Origin of the sequence: Pseudoalteromonas sp. UG3-2 (assembly GCF_037120705.1) — a bacterium.
Taxonomy (GTDB): Bacteria; Pseudomonadota; Gammaproteobacteria; order Enterobacterales; family Alteromonadaceae; genus Pseudoalteromonas.
The window spans coordinates 978,950-1,001,551 of the sequence record NZ_JAWLJU010000002.1 but is presented as its reverse complement, the minus strand read 5'-3'; the positions used below and the strand labels follow the sequence as shown (position 1 = coordinate 1,001,551).

Below are 22,602 nucleotides of genomic sequence, written 5' to 3'. Positions count from 1 at the left end.
AAGTCTCCTTGTTGCTTTTGAATATTAGTGAAATTGCGGTAATACATGCTCTGCTATACTTTGCATGGCATGTTCTACTGGTTGTGTGTTGCGCCTGAAATGCAAACCAATATGGTCGACACCAGCATCCTTCATTGCTTTTAGCTCTTCGAAAAGCCCATTGACACCGGTTTCAACCCCAAATCGGTGACGCTTTATCGGTGCTTCATCGTCTGCAACTAAATTAAGGTGAATAAAGCTGACATAAGGTTTATTGCCTGCCACATTGCGCCATAACTGAACACGTTTCACGTGATCAGTTGGTGTTCCTGGGTAAGCGAGCCAGCCGTCCATGTTTTCTCCCACCCAGGTAGGGCTCTGTTGAGCGAGTCCCGCGACGTAGAGTGGAGCCGCGGTCGATGAAGGCAACAAGGCCATGCCGTTCGTAAGCTGTGCATTGCCGTTTCGGATGGTATTTAGCGACTGCCTGAACTGCTCGCCACGCGTTTCAAACTCAACACCAAAAAGAGGGTATTCGATAGGCCTATCACCGCTGGCTACTCCCAGGATTAGGCGATTATTGCTAAGCTTTTGCACTGTTGCCGCTGCTTTTTTGACAAGCCATGGCTGCCTAAGGGGTAAAACCACTGCCGCGGTCCCCAGTAATATATTTTCAGTAATGCCAGCGAGGTAGCCCAGGTATGTAAAGGTCTCGAATACTTGGGCCGCATCACCAAAGTTGGGATCATAAACTGGAACATCTCTTACCCATGCAGCTTTAAAGCCCAACTGATCAGCCAGCTGCACACGGCTATGATGTTGTGTCAGGTCAGGCACGCCAAACGGCTTACCAGCGGTTGCGTCAAAGCGGGCCCAGTCATTATCTAAAGGAAGTTCAACACCCACAGAGAAACCTTGCTGTGCCAATTTATCAAAGGTATTGCTCATGGAACCCCCTATGCGCTTTCGGCATTTGTAGTATTGTTTAGTGCACGTGTATCAAGGAAGCCGCTGTAACGGGTTACCATGAGTGCAGCTACGGAGATCAGTGCACCAACCCAAGCTGTATCAGATAACTGCATGTCGTCAACAATGACACCGCCTAAAACTGAGCCCAAGGCAATACCAATGTTAAATGCTGCGATATTTAAACCAGAGGCCACATCCACAGCGTTTGGTGTAAACTTCTCGGCAAGTTGCACCACGTAAACTTGAAGGCCTGGAACATTTCCAAATGCAAATGCGCCCCAAACCAGAACGGTGATGACTGCGGCCACTTTGCTTGCCATTGTAAATGTCAGAGCAAATAAAATGAGTGATAAAGCGGAAAAGATAATTGTGAGTGCTTGGATAGGACCTTGCTTGTCAGCCAGTTTACCGCCATAAATATTTCCAACAGCAACAGAGACACCATAAATTAACATGATCAGACTAATGGCGGAGGGGGCGAAACCTGCTTCTTGTTGTAAGATGGGCGCAAGGTAGGTAAAAGCCGTAAATGTTCCGCCGTAGCCAAGAATGGTCATCAGATACACCAGCACCAACCGCGGCTGAACCAGCACCTTCATTTGCTCTCTAAGCGATGCCGGTTTACTTTGCTTTAAGTTGTTCGGGACCAGCAATGCGCTACCAATAAGTGCAACAGTACCCAGTGCCGATACCACCAAGAAAGTAGCACGCCAGCCGAAGTTTTGGCCAATCCAAGTACCAAGAGGAACACCTGTAACCAGAGCTACGGTTAGCCCAGTAAACATGATGGCAATGGCACTCGCTTCTTTCTCTTTGGTAACTAAGCCTGTGGCAATAGTGGAGCCAATAGAAAAGAACACTCCATGGGCCAGGCCGGTGAGAATACGTGCAACGATTAGGCTTTCGTAGCTTGGGGCTTGCCATGCCAGTAGATTGCCGGCAACAAACAATGCCATAAGGCTCAGTAATACGTCTTTTCTGTTCCACTTTCCGGTTAAGGCCGTTAAAACCGGGGCACCAACAGCCACACCAGCGGCATATAGGCTCACCAGTAAGCCGGCACTAGGTAAAGTCACACCAAGATCTGCTGCTATTGTGGGTACCAAGCCAACAATAACGAATTCTGTGGTGCCAATGGCAAACGCGCTTAACGTAAGCGCAAGTAATGCAATAGGCATATGTTTATCCTCGCAATAGTAAATAAGAATGAGGGCGTCGATAGCGACACCTCACTTTTGGCTCAATCAGCAAAAGCTGTGCTTAAAGAGCCGTTAATACAGTGCGCACAGTGTGACGATATTGTTGTTTGCAAAAAACAGTATTAATGACAAAATACATTTGTTTAAATTGCAAATATTAGGTGGCTGATGCCGGTTTCATCAAAAACAGAAGACTTGGAGGCATTCCTGAGCGTTGTCGACACGGGCAGCTTTTCAAGTGCGGCTAATTTATTAAATCAGCAGGTAGCAAAAGTAAGCCGTGCTGTCTCTCGCCTAGAAGGCACGCTTAATGTAACGCTATTAAACCGCACCACTCGCCGGCTCGAACTGACAGAGGAGGGGGAACTCTTTTTGAGTTATGTCAGAGACGGTTTAAATGTGTTGGAAAAAGGAGAGGAAGCGCTTCGCCTACTAAAGCGTGCGCCTTCAGGTAAGCTCAGAGTGGATGCTGCCAGCCCGTTTGTCTTCCATCAGTTAGCTCCTTTAGTAGCCGAATTTAGTGAAGCATTTCCCGATATTACCCTCGATATCACAAGTCATGACAGCATTATTGATCTTCTCGAGCACAAAACGGATATTGCTATAAGAATTGGTGATTTAAGTGATTCAAACTTACACGCGCGCTACCTAGGAAAAAGTAAGTTACACATAGTCGCCAGCCCCCAGTACCTCAAAAAACACCCTGCTTCAGGTAAATTAAACACCTTGAACAGTCATAAGTTAATTGGCTTTAGCGACTCATCAAGTTTAAATAAATGGCCCCTCAGAGAAGAGGTGGAACTGCGTTATGGCCTTCGGGCATCAAGCGGTGAAACAATTAGACAGCTTTGTATCGCCGGGCAAGGGCTGGCCTTGCTTTCAAACTTTATGGTGCACAAAGACATAAGCGAAGGGACACTCGTTCCAGTTTTTTCCAATGAAATCATCACTCCCAATCGCCGCGAATCGGTGCATGCTGTGTACTACAAAAACAGTGCTGTCTCGTCGCGAATTTCTGCATTTTTGGACTTTATTCAGCCGCGACTCACTCTTTGAGCCGCTTATAACTAATTACTGTTGTAGCAATTAGGCCACCTAGAGTGATAAAAGCTCTCTTTTTCATCGCTACTTTAGATGGTAATGATACAGTTTAAAAATATCTAAATGGATTGACCCAAAACACGTTCTTGAAAGAATATGGTCACGATGTGGACACTTTGTGGATGGAAAGTGGATGTTTGACCCAAAAAGGTTCCCCGAATAGCAGGCAAAGAAAAACCCTAAGCCATTGATTTTAATCGTAACTTAGGGTTTCTTGGTATTGGTGGAGCTGGGGGGATTTGAACCCCCGTCCAGAAAACCTCGACCTTCGGTCCTACATGTTTAGTATCGTCTATTGGTTAACCTTTAAAGCTCGGACGAACACGATCAGTAAAGGCGAGGCCGCTTAGTTTTAGCCCTTCAACCCCGGCCAGGGTTTCCGTAGCGAGTTTGTGTAGGATGACACTTCGTGACAGGGACCACAAACATTCCCTGGGAAGTGCTAGCGGGCTATTATGCCGCTAGAGCGTAGTTATCGTCGTTTGCGATTACTTTAAAATGCGGCTTTTTTACGAGGCCAACCGCACCTCGACATGCACCTCAGGCTTCATGAATCCTGTCGAATCCTAATCAGCCCCTGAATAAATTCAGTACTTGTTAGCTTTGCTGAATTATTTGCTAACTATGCTTTCATTATACATGGGAACAATGGCATTACAATGGCTTATCACGGTATTTAATAGTTGCCGAGCTTGTTTGCTTACTTTCTCAACGACTAATCATGGAGTTAAGTGGCGGGCATTTGCTGTGGTTGCTAGTAAGCGGGTGATAAAGGCCAACACCAAGGGGGGGGGCATTGTTGAGTAAACCGGCATAAAAGTGATAGGCGATATGTTATCACTGCAGTGGCACTTGCTTACATTGCTAATTTTTACTGGTCTATAAGTGGCTAAAAGTGCGGAATAAGTCTTTAGTGTGAATATTCTAATTTCTATCTCTGGGGGCTAAAGTGTTTTTCTTGGTTGCCGATAACTATAGCAATAATAATAAGTTGTGTTGATTGTGCAGAAATTCGTTTACATTCATTTATAATTTGTAGCGATTAAGGTAAGGTTAAGCTTAACAAGCTGTTTAAGTTGTGCTCAAATGAAGCAATTGCGCATTTTGTCAATTAAACATAAGAATAATAACTAAATGCTTTTTTTTGTAGGGTTAATGAATGTCGTTATTTCGTTTTGATGAGGATGAAGGCTACGTTTACTTGCTTTCTCATCCTGTAGAATCCGGTTTTCCGGCGAGTACGTCTCAATTAGTTGAGATGATCGAAGGCTCGCCGTATGCGGATTTTGAAATCATTCATGCCAATATTGGCCAGCTTTTTACTGAAAGTGATGATCCAAAGCAAGACTCGTTGATTGTTGCTAAGGCCATAGATGCTGAGATCACTATAAAAATTGAAGAAGGCAATATGTTGGCTGAAGCGCGCATTTGCACCGCTAGAGGTGGCAAAATGGTATGCATGGATAGGGCCAAACAGGCACTTCGAAAAGCGGGGATCAAAAAAGGGGTCAGCGCCAAAGCCCTCGATAACCTCTTGGGCCAACAGTTAGAATCACCTGCAGGCCATACTTACAGTGGTATTGTTGCCACCGGCCAGCGTGCGAAAGACGGCAGCGATGCGAAATTTGTGCGGTTATGCATGACAGCTCAAGACAGAGTGTTAAGCCCACAAGCAGCCAGTGGTGGTAAAGTCGATATGCGTAATTTAGGCGCTATTATAACCGTTAAGCCTGGCAGCCCACTGATGAAGAAAGTGCCACCTACCGAAGGCGAGCCTGGCTATACTGTGTTTGGTGATCCAATTGAAGCGAAACCAGGTAAAGACGCGGCCCTTGAAGTATCAGAGGGCACAAAATTAGACCCAGATGATGTAAACCTCCTTATTGCAGACGCCAAAGGCGTACCTGTGGCCATTCCTCGCGGTATCCGCGTAGACGACGTGCTGTGTTACGACAATATTGATGTGACCACTGGTCATGTTGAGTTTGATGGCAGTGTCATCGTCAGCGGTGACATTAAAGACGGCATGCGCGTCAAAGCCTCTGGCGATATTACCGTTATTGGCTTTGTGGAGTCAGCAGAAATAGAAAGTAACGGCGCCATTACTGTGATGCTTGGAGCTATTGGCCGTAAGCGTGTTGAGGGTGAGCCGTTTTCGTGCAGTATTAAATCCAAACGTTCGGTGTCTTTGGGTTACGCCCAGTACTGCCATGTGGAAAGTGAGCAAGATATTCTCATTGAACGCCAAGCCCTGCACTGCGATCTGGCTTCTAAGCGTTTGATAAAAATTGGTAAGGGTGACAAGCCACGAGGTAAGCTTATTGGCGGTAATATTCTCGATGCCATGCGCATCGAAGCCGGTGAAATTGGCGCGCCATCGGGTACCAAGACGCGCATTGCCATTGCCCAAGACTGGGATTCACTACACGAAAAGTACCGTGAATTTGCTGAATTAGAGAAGGTACTGGCTGGCAAAGCCATCGATATTAAGCAAGCAAAAAATAAAGCGGAAGCCTCAGCGCCTTCAGCTAAGCGCGACGCTTATTTAGCTCGATTGCAAAGCAGTGAAACTCAAGTGAGCAAACACTATGCCCGCAACCAGCGTAACATGCGTTTAGTGCAGCAAAAAATTCAGCGCTTAGCGCGATTAAGCCGGGTAACAGTGAATGAGCTGCTGCACCCGGGTACCGAAGTCACCATCGCTAAAGATAGAAAGCAATTCTCGCGAATTTACCCGCCTAACCATGTCAAATTACATGAGGGCAAAATTACCCAACAGTTTACTACCGCACAAACTGCAGAACCGGCTTAGTCGCAGTCTGCATTAATACTTGCTCATAATTGAACCCATAACAAAGCAAAGTAATATTTACTCACTCGCTTGTTCGGTTTCAACATCGCTCTGTGGCAACGGCCAGCCACCTAGCGCTTGCCACTTATTGACGATATAACAAAATAGCTCGGCGGTGCGTTCGGTATCGTACAGCGCGCTGTGGGCTTGGCTATTATCAAACTCAATGCCAGCTGTGCGACATGCTTTAGCTAATACCGTTTGGCCTAATGCTAATCCCGCTAAAGAAGTGGTATCAAAGCTCACAAAGGGGTGAAATGGCGTACGTTTAATTTTATTGCGCTCAATGGCGGCGTTTAAAAAGCCATGGTCAAATGCGGCATTGTGCGCGACTACCACAGAGCGGGTACAACCTGCTGTTTTTTGTGCTTTTCTCACTGCTTTACAGATTTCTTTGATGGCATCGCCTTCGGCGACGGCGCCACGCAGTGGAGAGTGCGGATCAATACCATTAAACTCAATAGCAGATTGTTCTATATTGGCGCCCTCGAACGGCTCAACATGAAAGTGTACGGTCTGATCTAAACTGAGAATGCCATCGTCGTCCATTTTTAACATAGTGACGGCAATTTCGAGTAAAGCGTCGGTATCTTTATTAAAGCCTGCGGTTTCCACGTCGATAACTACAGGAAAGAAGCCGCGGAAGCGTTTTGAAAATAGCGTTTGCTCAGTATCAGACATAATCTTCTTGGTTTATGAAATTGAGCGGCCTATTATACTGATACGCCGCCAAGATGCGAGGGGTCGCTAAATTGCTTTTGGTATATTTATTGCTTTGAATACGCGGTAAATGGCTTTAACAATAGCAGTCATCAAGCTGGCGTCGCTGTGCGGCTGTAAACGTAGTGGAGTATCAAGTGAGAATGTTCAAATTATCAATAGTTTGGCTTGGCGTATTGGCATCAGGGGTCAGTATCAATGCCGATGCAGCGATGCGGCAATATGCTGCCGATGCAGATACTTCGCACTGGAATGTCGATAAAGCCAGCCGCTTAAGTTGCGCCCTAAATCACGAAGTGCCTTATTACGGCGAGGCGATATTCTCAGCTAATGCCAGTAAAAATAAAAACCTCACGTTTAACCTCGACATGATGATCCGCCCTGAGACGTACGATTTTGCCGGCCTTGAGTCGGTTCCGCCGGCGTGGCGAGCGGGCAAGCCAGCACGTAAAATTGGCCAAATGAAACTACTGAAAAAGTTCGATGGGGAACTGACCAACGACGTGGCTTGGGAGTTACTCAGTGAGCTGGAGAAGGGCTTTTTCCCAACGTTTTATTACCAAGATTGGCAAAACGATGTTGACCGCATTGCGGTGTCTTTGTCGTCGGTGAATTTTAAACAGGCCTATTGGGCCTTTTTACAGTGCCGCGATAACTTGCTACCGTTTAGCTTTGAAGACATTGCCTTTACGGTGATGAATTATAAAAAGAACTCCAGTGAGCTGACGAAGTCGTCACGTAAACGCCTCGATATGATTGGCGAATACCTCAATAACGATCCTAACATTGAACAAATTTATATCTCGGCGTACAGCGACAGCTATGGCGGTCGTAATACCAACTTGGTATTGTCAAAAAAGCGGGCTGAAGCCATTAAAGCCTATATGGCAGAACTTGGCGTTGCAGAAAACAAAATCATCACCGACGGCTTTGGCGAAAAACGCCATATTGCCACCAATGAAAACGCCATTGGTCGCGGCAAAAACCGTCGCGTAGTGATCCAAATATCGAAGCCTTAACAATGAAAAAAACCACGGCTGAGTTCAACTCATTCAGCGAGTTTTACCCGTACTACCTTGCTGAGCATAAAAATAAAACCTGTCGGCGATTGCATTTTATCGGTTCTACCTTGGTACTGGCCATTTTATTATACGCCTTGCTGACACAGCAATGGCAACTGCTTTGGCTGTTACCGCTGGCAGGTTACGGTTTTGCTTGGCTGGGACACTTTTTCTTTGAAAAAAATAAACCGGCCACCTTCAAGCACCCGTTTTATAGTCTCTGGGGAGACTGGGTGATGTATAAAGACATACTCCGTGGCAAAGTGCCTTGGTAACAAGGGATTAAACGTATTTGTATGGCAGTAAAAAGGCTAGCAATGGCGCTGATTTGTCTCATGCTGGTTGCTTGTCAGCATGTTGGTGCGGCTTCGCGAACTCTAGCGCAATTTAGCCCTGCAAACAGCCAATGCTACGATCGCACAACCCAGTCCCATCATTTTGTGGTCGATGCTCATCATCATTTTAAGCCATTTTGGGGCCAAGCGGTGGCTTTTGACAAGCTCGTCGATTGGGCTGCTAACAGTGGTGTATTGTTCGTCAATATTTATGGCATAGGGCAAACCTATCAGCGTAAGCCAAACTGTGTGGGAGAACGCGGTTGCTATAGTAATATAATCGCGCCTACGCTCGAGAACGACCGTAAAAATGCAGCGCAACTCTTAGCCTATGATGGCAATAAAGTGCATCTTACTTTATCCATGACCTTTGCCGACTTAAATCGTCCCGCGACCATTTTACCCACGATGCAAGCACTGCAAGAGCAATATGGTGATGTGTTCAGCTGGATGGGCGAGGTTAATATGGTTAAAGCCGCGCAATTCGACAACGGCCATCAAGCGGTGAGCTTGGCGACCATTGCCCAGTGGCAGCCGTTTATGGCAGCGCTTAGGGAGCAAAATATCCCATTAGCCATTCATGCCGATTTAGGGGATAACCAGCAACCTTTACGTTACTTACCACTGCTGCAAGCGATGTTGGCCCAGTATCCAGAGAACGACATCGTTTGGATGCACATGGGACTCTCAAAGGAGTTGAGCGATATTTCGCCGCAGTTACACATCGAGACACTCACTCAATTATTTCAGCAATACCCGAAATTTAAAGCCGATTTATCGTGGCGGATCTTATATGACTTTTACTTCCATGAGCCACAGATTGCCAAGCAGTATGTTGAGTTACTGAATGCTTACCCTGAGCGTTTTTTACCAGGCACTGACTTTGTTGCCAGTAGCAATAAGCGCTTAGCTGACTACCGAGAGGAAGTGGCCGTTAATAGCCATTTATTTAAAGCGGTAAACGATGCTGCGTTCCGTCGCATTGCGCTGGGGCAAAACTACTTTGACTTACTGAAGCTGCCCTACAAAGCGCCAAAGATCTGCGCTACAGCGGCTCCTTAAGCATCGCTAGTACATCATCCACATTCAGTTTTAAGGCCTTGTCGGTGTCTGCTAATAACTGCTCTGCGAGATCTTTTTTGTGTTGATGCAGCGCGACGATTTGCTCCTCAATGGTGCCTTTTGCGATTAAGCGGTAAATGGTCACAGGGCGTTGCTGGCCTATGCGGTGAGCTCTATCTGAGGCTTGCGCTTCAACTGCCGGGTTCCACCATGGATCCATATGGATCACATAATTGGCAGCGGTAAGGTTTAGGCCAGAGCCGCCGGCTTTTAAACTGATCAAAAACACGTCGCCTTGGCCTTTTTGAAAGGCGTTTACCGCGTGTTGACGAGCTTGGCTCGGGGTACTGCCATCAAGATATTGATAACGTATCCCAAGTTGCTCTAAGTGGCTTTTAATGAGCTGCAAATGGCCCACAAACTGACTAAAAATAAGGGCCTTATGGTTGTTTTGCTGCAGCTCCACTAACAGCTCACTGAGGGCTGCTAGCTTGGCGCTGCTGAGTTGGCTTTCGGCCATTAATAGTTTTGGGTGACAACAGGCCTGGCGCAGGCGGGTCAACGCGGCGAGCATTTTAAAGCGCTGCTCATTAGCGCTGTCGTGTTCACTGGCGGCGGCCAGCTCATCAATGGCATTTTGTCGCAGCGCTTCGTAAAACGCTTGCTCTTCCTCGCTGAGCTGAACCGGGACATTGATCTCGGTACGTGGTGGCAACTCGGTGAGCACTTGATGTTTCATGCGGCGCAGAATAAACGGCTGGATCAATTGCTTTAGGCCTTTTCGGGCGCGGTGGGCCGCTAATCTGTCTTCTTCTACGTTTTCAATGGGTTGTGAGAATTTTTCGGCAAAGCGTTTGAGGTTACCTAATAGCCCTGGGTTCACAAAGCGAAACAACGACCACAGCTCGGTAAGGTTGTTTTCGACGGGGGTGCCTGTGGTGATCATTTTAAATTGGCCCTTAAGTGCGCAGGCGGCTTGTGAGCGTTTCGCCATGGGGTTTTTTAACGCTTGGGCTTCATCGGCGACTATGGTTGCAAAGGTAATGGGCTTTAACAGCTCCACTTCGCGTTGCAATAACCCATAGCTAATAATGACACAATCTAACGGGGCGAGCTCTGCTAGCATTTCCGCTCGTTCGCTGGCGGTGGCGTAGTCCGCGAAGCGTTTAATAGTGAGGGTTGGAGCAAATTTTTGTATTTCTTGTTGCCAGTTAAAGCACACCGATGTCGGGGCAATGATAAGGCTCGGCCCGGCCTCTGCCCGGGCTAACACCACGGCCAAGGCTTGCAGTGTTTTACCCAGTCCCATGTCATCGGCAAGGCACGCCCCAGCCCCCCAATGCGCCAAACGCATGGCCCAATCAAATCCAGCGTGCTGGTAGTCACGCAATTGCGCTTGTAAGGTGCTTGGCAAGGCGGGTGTTAAGCTGCTGGCTTGCTGCATTTTTTCACTTTGTTGCTGCCAAGCCGGTATGGTTTTCATTCGCATACCTGTGGTGGCTTCGCTGACGATGGGGCTGGCTAAAGGGTGAAACTGCCCATGTTCAGTGGCATGATTAAGCAGATCAAGTTGCTGCTTTAACTCGCTCGATAAGGCAATCACTTGTTCGCCATCAAAGGCAATAAAGCGGCCGTTACTGGTTGCCACCATTTTTAACAGTGACTTCAGCTCAAGCACTTCACCATCATCCACACTAAGCTCTCCGGTCATATCAAACCATTGATTCTTTTTGGTCATTGCCAATTGTAAGTGTTGGCTCTCTAACTTTTTGCTGAGCTTTACCTTTTTGCCCTTGGGCCAGCGCAGCTTTAATGCCATTGGGCAGGGGTCTTGTTGCACTAGCTGCTCCAGCTCTTGCAGCACTTCTAAGGCCTCTTCCATCTGCGATAAGCTCAGGCGGTTATCGGTCATTTGTAAAAATAACGGACAATGCTGGTCTAGTTGGTCTAGGCGCTGTTGCTCGGTGATTAAATCACGTGTTGTTGATAAGCGTTTACCGGCAATGTCGGCGCTTACGGTTGCGGCGCCAATCCCAGGTTGAAATATCGGTCCTTGGTCGCCGAAGGGCATGACCACACAGTGGAAATCGAGACCTTGATGATAGGGTTGAATGTTTATCACTAACTGACTGTCGGCAGTGATGCTGTCTAGGCCAGTATCAATGCCGGGAATATCCGATTGCACATTTAAGTAAGGGGCAATGGCAGTGATACTTTGCAGCACTTTTTGTTTGGCGCTGATCGGCACCGTTAACCCCGACTCACCAATCACCTCTGCCACTTGCATATGTGACGGATTAAAAATAATAAACTCATAAACGTGAGGTGACGTTTGCACTAAGGAGTAAGTTTGTTTCACGGCAAAAAAACTGGGCAAATGGGGGATAGTTAACAATAACTCATCGCCTTGTTGGCGAATAAGTAGCTCCGGTGAGCGCGCCTTAATGGCAATGGTGGTGGTTAAGTCTTCTTCATGGTAAATATTATCGGCCCCAACCGCGGCTTTTAATGCCGGGATCCCCGCTAGGCAATAGTCAGCGCGGCCATGGTAACCATAGCCAGACTGCGCAGTAATGGCATCGAGAAGCTTTTTATCACTGGTCGACAAAAACGGAAACTGCTCGGGGTGCTCTTTGAGTTGCTTAAGGGCTAGGGTTTTGCCTTTGCCCCAGCCATTTTTGCCGCGTTTTTGCAGCCGTGGTTGTAACTCAACCTCAAAGCGACCCTGCCGCATTTGCCATACTATGCGCTGCTCTGTGTCCACGGGCGCTGTGCTTTGGGTTTGCGGTTGTAATGCAATGAGTTTGTCGAGGGCAAGATCCCAAGGGGATTTTTTGGCGACTAACTGCGTCATATCAAACTGGTTTTGCGCATCCAGTGAGTGACTACGCCCTTGTAACTTGGCTAATAGTTGCATCGCCAAAGTCGCAAACAGGGTCAACCCCATTTCGTTAAAGCTAAGCTGGCAGCGCTCTAGGGCTTCAATGTGCTCAGCACCAAGCTGTTGATCGCACCAGTAGTGGGCATAAGCATTAATTAACTGCCCAAGCATATAATCAAAGCGGTGGGAATTGGCCAAACTGCTGTAATTGAGATGGCTACTTTGGTAGCTGTGACTCTGCGATAGGCTTTCGCTGCAATACAGTAAAACATTATTGACGTAAAAGTTACTGTATGGCTCTTTGCTGTCTTGGCTTTGGTATTCTAGCTGTTGCTGTAACACCTCAAACTGACTGGCGTCACTGTTATTGGCCTGCTGTAATAACGCCAATTTGTGAATAACCCCCAATGTTCTGCCCAAATACTGCTTCTTGCGTTTGCTGATTTTATCTTTGGCTTTAATGGCCTTATCAAATAGCGATAAGGCATTATCGTCGCCGTTAAAAAATGCACAGCTTGCTTGCAGCTGGAGGTTATAACTGCTGTCACTTTGCTGGCATAGCCGCTGGGCTTGCTGCAGCTGGCCTTGGTAAAGGCGATATTCCGCCAATAAAGAAGTGAGTAGGGCATTATCTTGTTGCTGCTCTACTTGCCCTAAGCAACGAATGGCGTGTTCTAGGTTTTCACCGCTTTGTTTTAAGCTGTATAGCAGCGTGGCAAACGCTTGATACTGAATGTCTGCTGCTAGAGTGATAAAGTCATCAACGTGAAACGGATAAAAATACAATGGCAGCAGGGCTTGGTTACTTTTATAGCAAACCTGCTGTGGGTTTTTGTTGATGGCCATGTGCGGGCGCGCCTTGGCCAGTTGATTCAGTAATAAAAAGTCCCTTAACAGCCGCTGTTCATCACTGTACTGGCGTTCCCACTCGTAGGCATTGAGTACCGGTGCTATCTCTTCAGCCACATTAAGAATGGCAAGAAATAGATCGTTTTGCAGAGCGTGCTGGCTTAACAAAGTGGCCAGCTTTAAGTTGATCTGCACACCTTCTTCGTTGAAGGTCACCATTTCAGCCGCCCGCCAGCTCATGATTTGACTGTGGGATACTCCGTCAGCAAAACCGCTATTTGCGATTAACCCTTGGCTTTCTAAGCGCTGCAATAAGCGTTTAAGTTTTATAGCCGATATGGGTTTGTAGACCACAGCTAATACCAGCAACAGCTGCTGCTCGGCCTCAGGTAAGCTAAGGTAATACTGATGTAGCGAATTGATTTGGTTATTGGTACTAGACGAGAAGTCAAATTTCATGGGCAGTATTGCTGGCTTGCTGTTGGACATGGAAAACTACCATAAAATCAGCGTTGCTGCCATTCGAAGTGATGCGGAGAGTGTGCAGGAGCACGGGGCACCTGCACACAGGGGAATGCGGTTTAACCCAGCATATTGTAGAGCAAAGCCGATACCGCTAATAGACCAACAATCAGCACAAAATAAGTGCTTAAATGGCCTTTGTACTGTTTGAGTGCGGGTATTTTAAACACGGCAATGGTGGGCATGATAAATAAAATCATGGCGATGATTGGCCCAGAAATGGCGCCCATCATATCTAAAATACTTGGGTTAACTACGGCACATGCCCAAATGGCCACAAACATGAAAGCAATGCCAAGTTTGTCGGCGGCGGCTAATGACAGCTTAGTCTGTTTGGTGGCTAGGCCATTGAAGCTCTCACGGGCACCTAAAAAGTGACCTAAGAAGGACGAAGTAATGGCAATAAAGGCAACTAATGGCCCAAGGGTGGCAATAAATGGATTATTGTAGACATTGGCCAAGTACGACAACACTGACACGTTGGCGTCTTTTGCGGCATTCATTTGCTCAGGCGTGAGCGATAGCACACACGAGAATACAAACAGTAATACAAATAAAATCAGCATCATGGATGTATTGCGCAAAATGGCTTCTGATTTTACTACTGCCTCACTTTTGTAGTGACGACGTTGGACGTTAGCAAAACTTGAAATCGCTGCGGCATGGCTAAATGAGAACACCACAATCGGTACCGATAACCACAGCAGCTCTGTTAACTGCCCGGCATCAGGTGTAGTGATAGTGGGCATTTGCCAGTTCGGTACTAGGTAAAGTGATAAAAACAGTAATACCGCCACCAAAGGGTATACTAATACGGCAAAAGCGCGCAGCAGCAGTTTTTCACCGCCAAGCATAATGGCAATCATACCGGCCACTAAAATGCCCGATAACACCACTCGAGGTGGCGAGCTTAGTTCTAATTGGTTAACGATAAAGCTGTCTACGGTATTGGTTAAACCAACACCATAAATGAGCAAGATTGGGAAAATAGAAAAGAAGTACAGCAGCGAAATGAGTCGTCCTGCGGTGGCGCCAAAGTGTTCTTCTACGACATCGGTAAAGTCGGCATCATCGCGCTTTGAAGACAGCACAAAACGGGCCAAACCGCGGTGCGCTAAATAAGTCATTGGAAATGCCAGCAGCGTCATGATGATCAATGGCCAAAAGCCACCAATACCAATATTAATCGGCAAAAATAGAATACCGGCACCCACTGCGGTACCAAATAAGCTCAGCACCCAATGGGTGTCATGCTTAGTCCAGCTGCTGGTGCGGCTGGGGATCTCCATCGTTGCTTGTGAAGGGTTACTCATATACTTGTTGTCCTGGATTTTGAATTATAATCGGGCGCATCATATAAAAAATGACTAAATGTTGCATGTATAAACGGTCTACTCCGAGCAGTTATGCGATGAAATGTAATTATTTGATTGAAAGTTGCGCGGGTGTGGCTGGATTTTAAACAGCTTGGCTATTGCCGGAGATTGTTGAGCTTTTTTTGGCTGTAAAGGTTATCAAGGGAAATGTTTTTAAATGTTACGCTCAGTGCGCATTTGCTGGTAGCGCTGAGAGAATGCCTTTATGCTGTACTGCAAATATAAATAAAACAACGAACTGGATGAAGTATGTTTAAGTTAAAGGCCTTTTTACTGGCGACGTCTGTATTCGCTAGCTGCGCAGCCAATGCCACCATTGTGGAGTTCCAAACCACCCATGGTAGCTTTCAAGTCAATCTGTTCGACGAGTCTACACCGCAGACTGTCGATAATTTCTTGCAATATGTGCAGCAAGAGAGATACAAAGAGAGTGTTGTCCATCGCGTTATTCCTGAGTTTGTGGTGCAAGCCGGTGGCTTTAAATACGATGGCGAGATCCCATTGACACCCATTGAAACCTTTGACCCAGTTGCCAATGAGCCAAAGTGGTCAAATGTAGCTGGCACGATTGCCATGGCAAAGGTAGAAGGTCGCCCTGATAGCGCCACCAGCCAATGGTTCTTTAATCTCGTTGACAACAGCGCGAATTTAGATGTCAGCAATGGCGGCTTTACTGTGTTTGGCCAAGTAATGGGTGATGGCATGGCGGTGCTGGAGGCAATTTCAGAGGTGCCACGATGTGGCAATGTGCCGCTGGTCGATTATACTGATGAGCAGTGTAAAGACAGCAGCAGCGAACCTGGAGCTGCGAATTTTGTCACCATCAACAGCGTGGTAATTATTGATGATGCGGCCAATACCGCGCAAGATTTAGATCCAGTGGCCAACACCTTAATCGATCAACAACCTGATCCGGATGACAATGATAACAGTAATAATGATGATGGTTCATCGGGTGGTTCTATGTTTGGTACGCTGGCGTTATTAGCTGGTTTATTAGGCTTTAGACGCAGAAAAGTCTGATGCTAACAGTCCCTAGTTAACCTGTTATTCGGGTTAATAACTTGAAAGCGCACTTCGGTGCGCTTTTTTTATATCAATTCTGATTCGACAGCAGGAGGGCGAGCGCTTGCTGCCAAATGTATAATTGCTGTACTGGTTAGCTAACTAAGATTATTACTCTGAGTCGCCAAACATCCCAAGTGCTTTATTCGTAAGGGTATAATGACTAGGTTGAACTTGTTCAATTAAACCTTGGCTGAGATGGGTGTTAATGACGTCTTCGAAGTGATCTTGTTGGGTGTGAGGAATGGCTAAGGATTGCTCACTGAGCTCACAGGGTTGGGGAAAGTTTGCTTTAAGCTTCGAAAGCAGCATGATCGAATACATGTTCTGTAACCGTTCCATTGCTGAATCCTCTTGTTAGTGTCAAAACTCAGGGCCTAGCCTAACAACCAAATTTCAAGTAGTCTACTTTTTAATCAGAATTTTCGAGGAAAAGAATGAATTCGATGTATTTTACTAATCGCAACAATGGGTTGGTAGCAGCGCACGGATCCGCTGCCACCAAACGCTAAGGCTTACAACTCTTCAGCTTCTTTTTTCGCTAAATACTCGTCGTAAGTACCTTGGAAGTCGATGATTTTGCCGTCTTTGATTTCCCAAATACGGGTTGCAAGGGATGAAACAAACTGGCGGTCATGAGAAACGAAGAACAAGGTGCCCTCGAATTGTTCAAGCGCTAAGTTTAATGACTCGATGGACTCCATGTCCATGTGGTTGGTTGGCTCATCCATCAGCAGAATATTGGGCTTGTGCATCATGATTTTACCAAACAGCATGCGGCCTTGTTCACCACCAGAGATGACCTTAACTGACTTTTTAATGTCGTTTTGTGAGAACAGCATGCGACCAAGGAAGCCGCGTACCACTTGTTCATCGTCGCCCGGTTGTTGCCACTGTTCCATCCATTTAAACAAGTCCATGTCTTGCTCAAATTCATCAGCATGGTCCTGAGCGTAGTAACCAATATTGGCATTTTCTGACCACTTGTAGTGACCGGCTTGTGGGTCTTTGCGTCCAGCTAGGGTGTTCAGTAGGGTGGTTTTACCCACGCCATTTTCACCGATGATAGCGACTTTTTCACCGACTTCGACCAAGGCATTTAAGTTATTGAATAAAGTTTCGTCATAGCCTTGTGATAAGGCGTCAATTTCGAGGGCATTTCGAAACAACGGCTTTTCTTGCTCAAAGCGAATAAATGGGTTTTGGCGGCTTGACGCTTTGACTTCATTTAACTGAATTTTATCAATTTGCTTAGCCCGTGAAGTGGCTTGCTTGGCTTTCGAGGCGTTGGCTGAGAAGCGCGATACAAACTGTTGCAGCTCGGCGATTTGTGCTTTTTTCTTGGCGTTGTCTGCTAATAAGCGTTCGCGCGCTTGCGTGGCAGCAAACATGTATTCATCATAGTTACCAGGGTAAACATTCAGCTCACCGTAATCGATATCCGCCATATGGGTACAAACTGAGTTTAAGAAGTGACGGTCGTGGGAAATAATGATCATGGTGCAGTCGCGCTGATTAAGCACATCTTCTAACCATTTGATGGTGTAAATGTCCAAGTTGTTGGTCGGTTCGTCCAGAAGCATGATATCTGGCTCGGCAAACAGGACCTGAGCGAGCAGCACACGTAACTTCCAACCTGGGGCGATTTCAGACATAGGGCCAAAGTGTTGCTCGGTTGGAATACCCACACCTAGCAGTAATTCACCGGCTTTTGCTTCTGCTGAATAACCATCCATTTCAGCAAACTGAGTTTCTAAGTCGGCCACTTTCATGCCTTCTTCTTCACTCATTTCAGGCAATGAGTAAATGCGGTCACGCTCTTGTTTAACTTCCCACAGCTCACTGTGGCCCATGATCACGGTATCAACCACTGAGTATTGCTCATAGGCAAACTGATCCTGGTTTAGCTTGGCAATGCGTTCATTGGGGTCGTAGTTGACGTTACCGGCGCTGGGCTCGAGCTCTTTGCTCAAGATCTTCATAAAGGTGGATTTACCACAGCCATTAGCGCCAATCAGACCATAACGGTTGCCATCTCCAAACTTAACAGAGATATTTTCAAACAAGGGTTTGGCACCAAATTGCATGGTGATGTTATTACACGAAAGCATAAATTCGACTCATTACTGAAAATTGCCGCGATCCTAACATTTATGCAGAATAAATGATGTAAAAATTGCTGTTCTTTTAGCGCGGTTTTGCACTGCAAAATGAGCTTAAATTAGGCCTTTAGCTGTGGTGATATTTACATTGGTTTATAAACTTCAGCGATTTTAGTTGCTAACAGAGTCAATTTAAGGTGATATTATCACGGTTGAATAAAATAATAATGTCAGCATTTGCCACAATCTTTTTGGCAAGCAACCACCATCATAAGCAATGCAGGTGGTAAAGACGAACAATTAATAATAGGAAGGAAATATGCGCTTTAAAGCTATCTCCACGGCCATGGTGTTGGCCTGCTCATCGTTTGTAAGTGCCGATGAGGGGATGTGGCAGCCACATCAATTACCTCAACTTGAGTCTGTACTTAAAGCAAAAGGCTTGGAAATCGATCCTGAGTCCATTTCAAAACTGACCGAGTTCCCGATGAACGCAGTAATTAGTCTCGGTGGTTGTACCGCTTCTTTTGTTTCGCCCAAAGGCCTGGTGGTGACTAACCATCATTGTGCATATGGGTCTATCCAGTACAACTCAACCACAGAAAACAATATTTTAGAAAATGGTTTTTTAGCTAAAACTCCAAGCGAAGATTTACCAGCGGCACCTGGTTCACGAATATATGTGACAAAAGAAGTCAATAACGTCACTGAGCAAGTTAATGAAGGGACAGCCTCACTGGCGGGGAAAGCGCGTTTTGACGCCATTGATAGCAAGCGCAAGGCCTTAGTTTCTGAATGTGAGCAAGATGAGCGCTATCGCTGTAATGTTTATACGTTTCATGGCGGGTTAGAATATTACCTAATTAAATCGTTGGAAATAAAAGACGTGCGCTTAGCGTACACACCAGCGATGGGCGTAGGTAAATACGGTGGCGATATCGATAACTGGATGTGGCCGCGTCACACCGGTGATTTTGCTTTTTACCGTGCTTATGTCGGTAAAGATGGTCAGCCTGCTGAATACGCTGAAGACAATGTCCCTTATTCACCTGAGTCGTTTTTAAGTGTTAGCGCTAAGGGCGTGCAAGAAGGGGACTTTGTCATGGTGACAGGCTACCCAGGTCGTACTAACCGTTACCGCATCGCTTCTGAAGTCGATTATGTGTTTAATACGGTTTACCCCATGGTACGCAAGCATAACAGCAAGTATGTTGCCTTGATTGAAGAAAACGCGCCACAGGGCTCGCAAGCCCGTATTGCTTATGAAAGCACCATTGCCGGGTATAACAACTACATTAAAAACTTTGGCTCGATGATTGAAAGCTTCCAAAAAGGCGACATGTTTGAGCGTAAAAAGCAGTTTGAACAAGACTTGTTGGCATGGATTAATGCCGATGAAGCGCGACAACAAAAATACGGCGAGGTATTATCACAACTGCGCGATCTGGTTGCTGAATCGCAGCAGCATTATAAGCGCGACATGATGGTTGGATATATTCATCGTTCGCAGATGATGTCCACAGCAAGAATGCTTTATCGTTTAGCTGTTGAGCAACAAAAGCCGGACGCGGAACGTGAAAGTGGCTATCAAACTCGAGACTTACCAAAAATTGAAGCACGCTTAAAGCGTATGTCACGCCGTTATGATGAAGCCGTAGATAAAGCCATTATGTTGCACTTTATTGAGCAATATGCTGCTTTACCGAAATCGGAACGTTTAGCTGAAGTGGACAAGCAACTGCAGCTTGAAAATGGTTTTAATAAAGCACAGCAGCAAGCATTACTTGATGAAATGTACGCCAATTCCAAGCTTGCGGATGAAAAAGCACGCCTTTGGATGATGGATGTTGAGCTGGAACAATTAAACCAAAGTGCCGATCCATTTATTCAATACGCTAAGGCAGTATATCCTGTTATGAAGCGCATTGAAGACCAAGAAAAGGAACTGGCTGGTAAGCAGCAATCGGCGCGTCCAGCTTTAATGGAAGCCATCATCGCTTTTAATAAGTCGCAAGGCAAACCTGTGTATGCTGATGCCAATAGCACTTTGCGTGTGACCTACGGTACCGTGCAGGGTTACTCGCCGCAAGACGGCATGCAGGCAACGCCATTTACTTCTTTAGAGGGCTTGCTGGCAAAAAATACCGACGCTGAGCCATTTAATGCACCGAAAAAGCAGCAACAGCTTATTCGCAATAAAGAGTATGGCGAATACACCGGCGGCATGAACACAGTACCAGTTAACTTCCTATCGAATGTGGATACCACCGGCGGTAACTCCGGCTCACCAACCCTTAATGGTAAAGCGGAGTTGGTCGGTTTATTGTTTGATGGCGTGTATGAAAGCATCATCGGCGACTGGGATTATGATAAAAACCTAAACCGCTCAATCCATGTCGACTCGCGCTATATGCTGTGGGTGATGGACAAAGTGGATAATGCTCAAAACTTGCTTGATGAAATGAACATTGTGAAATAATCAAAGTAAATTTGATTAGTCCAAAATGCCGACAACCCTGTCGGCATTTTTATAGTCATTTGTTTAACTAAGTGGTCTATTTGAGGCAAGTATATTTTGTCGTTAACAAAGTTAGAGCTAAGTTTACTCCCTCAAATTGAGCCAGTATGAATGCGGGTTGATATAGTTTGAGGTTTCGCAGATGAAAAGCACTTTTCCTGCTGGAAAACTCCCACACAATGGTGTGGGAGTGGCAGATGGTTATGCTTTTGGCATTGTTATTGTTATTTGCTCATTAGTTGGCGAATGTATTTGACCGGCGCGCTGCCGAAACTTAGGAACTCTTCATGGAAGGCTTTGAGGTCAAAATCATCACCTAGCTTTTGCTTTTGTGCTTCTCGGAAATCGTAAATTTCACGATAACCTGAGTAATAACTGGTGAGCTGAACTTGGCTTAAGGTTGCACGGCGCCACTTGCCTTCAGCCTCTGCGCGCTCTTGGAAAGCGCCATTCATTAACAAATCGAGGCCCTCTTCGCGACTGATCCCTTTCACTTGAATGGCATAGTCTAAAATGGTGTTACAAATCACTCGTAGGTTCCATTTGTAATACATAAGCCACATTTCGGGCTCAAAATTACCATAGCCTTGCTCCAGCATCATACGCTCGGTATATACCGCCCAGCCTTCGATCATCGCGCCATTACTGAGGATACTTTTCACCAGTGAGGGCGATTCATTTGCGTATACCAGCTGGGTGTAATGACCTGGGATAGCTTCATGAATGTTTAAGATCTGTAAGATCCAATGGTTGTATTCACGCAGGTAGGATTCGGCTTGCTCATCGCTCATGCCATCCAGTGGTGAAACGTTGTAGTAGGTATTTTCCTTTTTGTCATACGGACCTGGCGCACTGATGGAAGCACCCGCAAAACCACGCATGTACTCGGGAGTTTCTCTCACTACCAGTGGCTTTTCTGGGTCCAGAGTAATGAGGTCGTTTTCAATGACAAATTTTTCGAGTTCAGGGATTTGGCGTTTTATCTCACTGACAAAGTTTTCGCGTTTAACGTGCTTTACCGACAAGTGTTTAATCAGTTTGGCAATGGCGTCGCGATCCGACTCTGGGCGTGGGGTATCAGCAAAGTATTTAGGCCATAGTGAATCGGTAATTTTAACCATTTCCGCGGTAACACGGGCTTTGTCTTCCAGCGCTTTTTGATACATTTGTTTGGCGCTGTAGCCCGATTGAATATCGAAAGCAAACTTCTGCTCATAAAGTTCTTCACCAATTCTAAATGACCTTGCATTGCCATTTTCTGCCAGTTCTTTTTCAAGGTTGGTTAAAAAGCTGACATAACCATTGATGGCCGATTTTGCGGCGGCAAAGCGTTGCTTAAACAAGGTCTTTTCTTCAGCGGTTAACAACGATGTGGCGAGCTTTTCTAACAGCTCATCGTTTAACACACTGAATGCACCTTGGTTTTGGGCGATGGCCAGTTGGGTATATTCAATGGTTGGGGTGTCGATATTCTCTTGCGCAGCTTGATAATAGTCGGGTACGTATTTCAGTCTTTCTAAAACCAGTTTCAGCTTTTCGTCATCGCTTTTGAAACGGCTGTTTAAAATCGTCGCAAAACCGTATGAAACGTTATAATTTGCAGGGTTCCACTGCCAGCTTTTAAAGGTTTCGGTGTGCCAAATATCACGCTTTAAACGGTTTTCAATGAGGTGATAATCAATCTTTTGGTTGTCGCTTAGCTGTTCAATATCGAATGCGGCCAATTTGGCTAACCAAGCTTTGGAAAATGCCACACTGGCAGTGCGTGCGGCTTGATTAGGGATAGTAATAATATCGTCGTATTTACCGTAACCGGCCCATAAAGAAGCCTCTGGGTATTGTTGCCACAATGCCGCAATAAATTGCTCTGAAAACTGCGAGAACTGTGCACTGGGTGTCATTGCAACGGAAGCTTGGGCAGCGGCGTCTTGGCTATTGGCAGGGGAGAGCGAGCAACCTGTTAGGCCCATCGCCATGGCCAATGCCATACATAAAGCGGTTTTTTTCATTAT

15 protein-coding genes and 1 other RNA gene are annotated in these 22,602 nt (G+C 46.2%); 7 read left to right on the top strand and 9 right to left on the bottom strand.

All coding sequences use genetic code 11. From position 1 onward, the window contains the following. Positions 1–24: 24 nt before the first annotated feature. Together R3P39_RS07690 and R3P39_RS07685 are read right to left on the bottom strand one after the other, a co-directional pair. On the bottom strand, positions 25–927 hold the full coding sequence (locus R3P39_RS07690) for a TIGR03571 family LLM class oxidoreductase (protein ID WP_336566699.1): 903 nt from the start codon (positions 925–927) through the stop codon (positions 25–27). An 8-nt stretch (positions 928–935) separates the two neighbouring features. Continuing rightward, entirely contained in the window at positions 936–2,126 is a 1,191-nt protein-coding gene (locus R3P39_RS07685) for an MFS transporter (protein ID WP_336566697.1), read from the bottom strand. Positions 2,127–2,315: 189 nt separating this feature from the next. Between R3P39_RS07685 and R3P39_RS07680 the strand changes: the two genes are divergently transcribed. Continuing rightward, positions 2,316–3,203, top strand: a complete 888-nt coding sequence (locus tag R3P39_RS07680; RefSeq protein WP_336566695.1) for a LysR substrate-binding domain-containing protein — start codon at positions 2,316–2,318, stop codon at positions 3,201–3,203. 266 nt (positions 3,204–3,469) lie between these two features. On the opposite strand, the gene ssrA is transcribed toward R3P39_RS07680, so the two are convergent. Next, positions 3,470–3,826, bottom strand: a transfer-messenger RNA (tmRNA) gene (ssrA, locus tag R3P39_RS07675). Positions 3,827–4,407: 581 nt separating this feature from the next. Between ssrA and R3P39_RS07670 the strand changes: the two genes are divergently transcribed. Then, positions 4,408–6,060: a DUF342 domain-containing protein gene (locus tag R3P39_RS07670; RefSeq protein ID WP_336566693.1), complete on the top strand. Its 1,653-nt coding sequence runs from the start codon at positions 4,408–4,410 to the stop codon at positions 6,058–6,060. A 57-nt stretch (positions 6,061–6,117) separates the two neighbouring features. Here R3P39_RS07670 and rnt read toward each other — a convergent pair whose 3' ends face one another. After that, positions 6,118–6,780, bottom strand: coding sequence for a ribonuclease T (rnt, locus tag R3P39_RS07665; protein ID WP_336566692.1), 663 nt, complete (start codon positions 6,778–6,780; stop codon positions 6,118–6,120). Between the two features lie 182 nt (positions 6,781–6,962). On the opposite strand from rnt, the gene R3P39_RS07660 reads away from it, so the two are divergent. From R3P39_RS07660 to R3P39_RS07650, 3 genes are read left to right on the top strand one after another with little or no spacing between them, the layout of a single operon-like run. Continuing rightward, a complete protein-coding gene (locus R3P39_RS07660) occupies positions 6,963–7,838 on the top strand; it encodes a flagellar protein MotY (RefSeq protein ID WP_336566691.1) in 876 nt (291 codons plus the stop codon). Positions 7,839–7,840: 2 nt separating this feature from the next. Then, positions 7,841–8,155 (top strand): DUF962 domain-containing protein, encoded by a 315-nt coding sequence (locus tag R3P39_RS07655; RefSeq protein WP_336566690.1) that lies wholly within the window; start codon positions 7,841–7,843, stop codon positions 8,153–8,155. Between the two features lie 21 nt (positions 8,156–8,176). Further along, positions 8,177–9,277: an amidohydrolase family protein gene (locus R3P39_RS07650; protein ID WP_336566689.1), complete on the top strand. Its 1,101-nt coding sequence runs from the start codon at positions 8,177–8,179 to the stop codon at positions 9,275–9,277. On the opposite strand, the gene R3P39_RS07645 is transcribed toward R3P39_RS07650, so the two are convergent. Continuing rightward, positions 9,261–13,466: a DEAD/DEAH box helicase gene (locus R3P39_RS07645; RefSeq protein WP_336569273.1), complete on the bottom strand. Its 4,206-nt coding sequence runs from the start codon at positions 13,464–13,466 to the stop codon at positions 9,261–9,263. The genes R3P39_RS07650 and R3P39_RS07645 overlap by 17 nt on opposite strands. A gap of 122 nt (positions 13,467–13,588) precedes the next feature. Then, positions 13,589–14,842 carry an aromatic amino acid transport family protein gene (locus R3P39_RS07640; RefSeq protein WP_336566688.1) on the bottom strand — a complete coding sequence of 418 codons (1,254 nt, stop codon included), beginning with the start codon at positions 14,840–14,842 and terminating at the stop codon, positions 13,589–13,591. Positions 14,843–15,154: 312 nt separating this feature from the next. Between R3P39_RS07640 and R3P39_RS07635 the strand changes: the two genes are divergently transcribed. Beyond that, complete coding sequence (locus R3P39_RS07635; RefSeq protein ID WP_336566687.1) at positions 15,155–15,928, top strand: peptidylprolyl isomerase; 774 nt, start codon at positions 15,155–15,157, stop codon at positions 15,926–15,928. A gap of 153 nt (positions 15,929–16,081) precedes the next feature. On the opposite strand, the gene R3P39_RS07630 is transcribed toward R3P39_RS07635, so the two are convergent. Continuing rightward, the gene (locus tag R3P39_RS07630; protein WP_336566686.1) at positions 16,082–16,312 is read right to left on the bottom strand and encodes a hypothetical protein; all 231 of its coding nucleotides are present in this window, start codon (positions 16,310–16,312) and stop codon (positions 16,082–16,084) included. A gap of 173 nt (positions 16,313–16,485) precedes the next feature. After that, a complete protein-coding gene (locus R3P39_RS07625) occupies positions 16,486–18,081 on the bottom strand; it encodes an ABC-F family ATPase (protein WP_336566684.1) in 1,596 nt (531 codons plus the stop codon). A gap of 310 nt (positions 18,082–18,391) precedes the next feature. Here R3P39_RS07625 and R3P39_RS07620 point away from each other — a divergent pair, with 310 nt between their 5' ends. Next, the gene (locus R3P39_RS07620) at positions 18,392–20,551 is read left to right on the top strand and encodes a S46 family peptidase (RefSeq protein WP_336566683.1); all 2,160 of its coding nucleotides are present in this window, start codon (positions 18,392–18,394) and stop codon (positions 20,549–20,551) included. Positions 20,552–20,814: 263 nt separating this feature from the next. Here the strand turns inward: R3P39_RS07620 and R3P39_RS07615 are convergent, their stop codons facing one another. Then, positions 20,815–22,599 carry a DUF885 domain-containing protein gene (locus R3P39_RS07615; protein ID WP_336566682.1) on the bottom strand — a complete coding sequence of 595 codons (1,785 nt, stop codon included), beginning with the start codon at positions 22,597–22,599 and terminating at the stop codon, positions 20,815–20,817. Positions 22,600–22,602 lie beyond the last annotated feature (3 nt).

Bases quoted from the DNA above. Each gene is read 5' to 3' on its own strand.
- R3P39_RS07655 (WP_336566690.1), top strand. From the start codon at position 7,841: ATGAAAAAAACCACGGCTGAGTTCAACTCATTCAGCGAGTTTTACCCG.
- R3P39_RS07615 (WP_336566682.1), bottom strand. From the start codon at position 22,599: ATGAAAAAAACCGCTTTATGTATGGCATTGGCCATGGCGATGGGCCTA.
- R3P39_RS07640 (WP_336566688.1), bottom strand. From the start codon at position 14,842: ATGAGTAACCCTTCACAAGCAACGATGGAGATCCCCAGCCGCACCAGC.
- R3P39_RS07635 (WP_336566687.1), top strand. From the start codon at position 15,155: ATGTTTAAGTTAAAGGCCTTTTTACTGGCGACGTCTGTATTCGCTAGC.
- R3P39_RS07660 (WP_336566691.1), top strand. From the start codon at position 6,963: ATGTTCAAATTATCAATAGTTTGGCTTGGCGTATTGGCATCAGGGGTC.
- R3P39_RS07680 (WP_336566695.1), top strand. From the start codon at position 2,316: ATGCCGGTTTCATCAAAAACAGAAGACTTGGAGGCATTCCTGAGCGTT.
- R3P39_RS07630 (WP_336566686.1), bottom strand. From the start codon at position 16,312: ATGGAACGGTTACAGAACATGTATTCGATCATGCTGCTTTCGAAGCTT.
- R3P39_RS07650 (WP_336566689.1), top strand. From the start codon at position 8,177: ATGGCAGTAAAAAGGCTAGCAATGGCGCTGATTTGTCTCATGCTGGTT.
- R3P39_RS07620 (WP_336566683.1), top strand. From the start codon at position 18,392: ATGCGCTTTAAAGCTATCTCCACGGCCATGGTGTTGGCCTGCTCATCG.
- R3P39_RS07690 (WP_336566699.1), bottom strand. From the start codon at position 927: ATGAGCAATACCTTTGATAAATTGGCACAGCAAGGTTTCTCTGTGGGT.
- R3P39_RS07670 (WP_336566693.1), top strand. From the start codon at position 4,408: ATGTCGTTATTTCGTTTTGATGAGGATGAAGGCTACGTTTACTTGCTT.
- R3P39_RS07625 (WP_336566684.1), bottom strand. From the start codon at position 18,081: ATGCTTTCGTGTAATAACATCACCATGCAATTTGGTGCCAAACCCTTG.
- R3P39_RS07645 (WP_336569273.1), bottom strand. From the start codon at position 13,466: ATGAAATTTGACTTCTCGTCTAGTACCAATAACCAAATCAATTCGCTA.
- rnt (WP_336566692.1), bottom strand. From the start codon at position 6,780: ATGTCTGATACTGAGCAAACGCTATTTTCAAAACGCTTCCGCGGCTTC.
- R3P39_RS07685 (WP_336566697.1), bottom strand. From the start codon at position 2,126: ATGCCTATTGCATTACTTGCGCTTACGTTAAGCGCGTTTGCCATTGGC.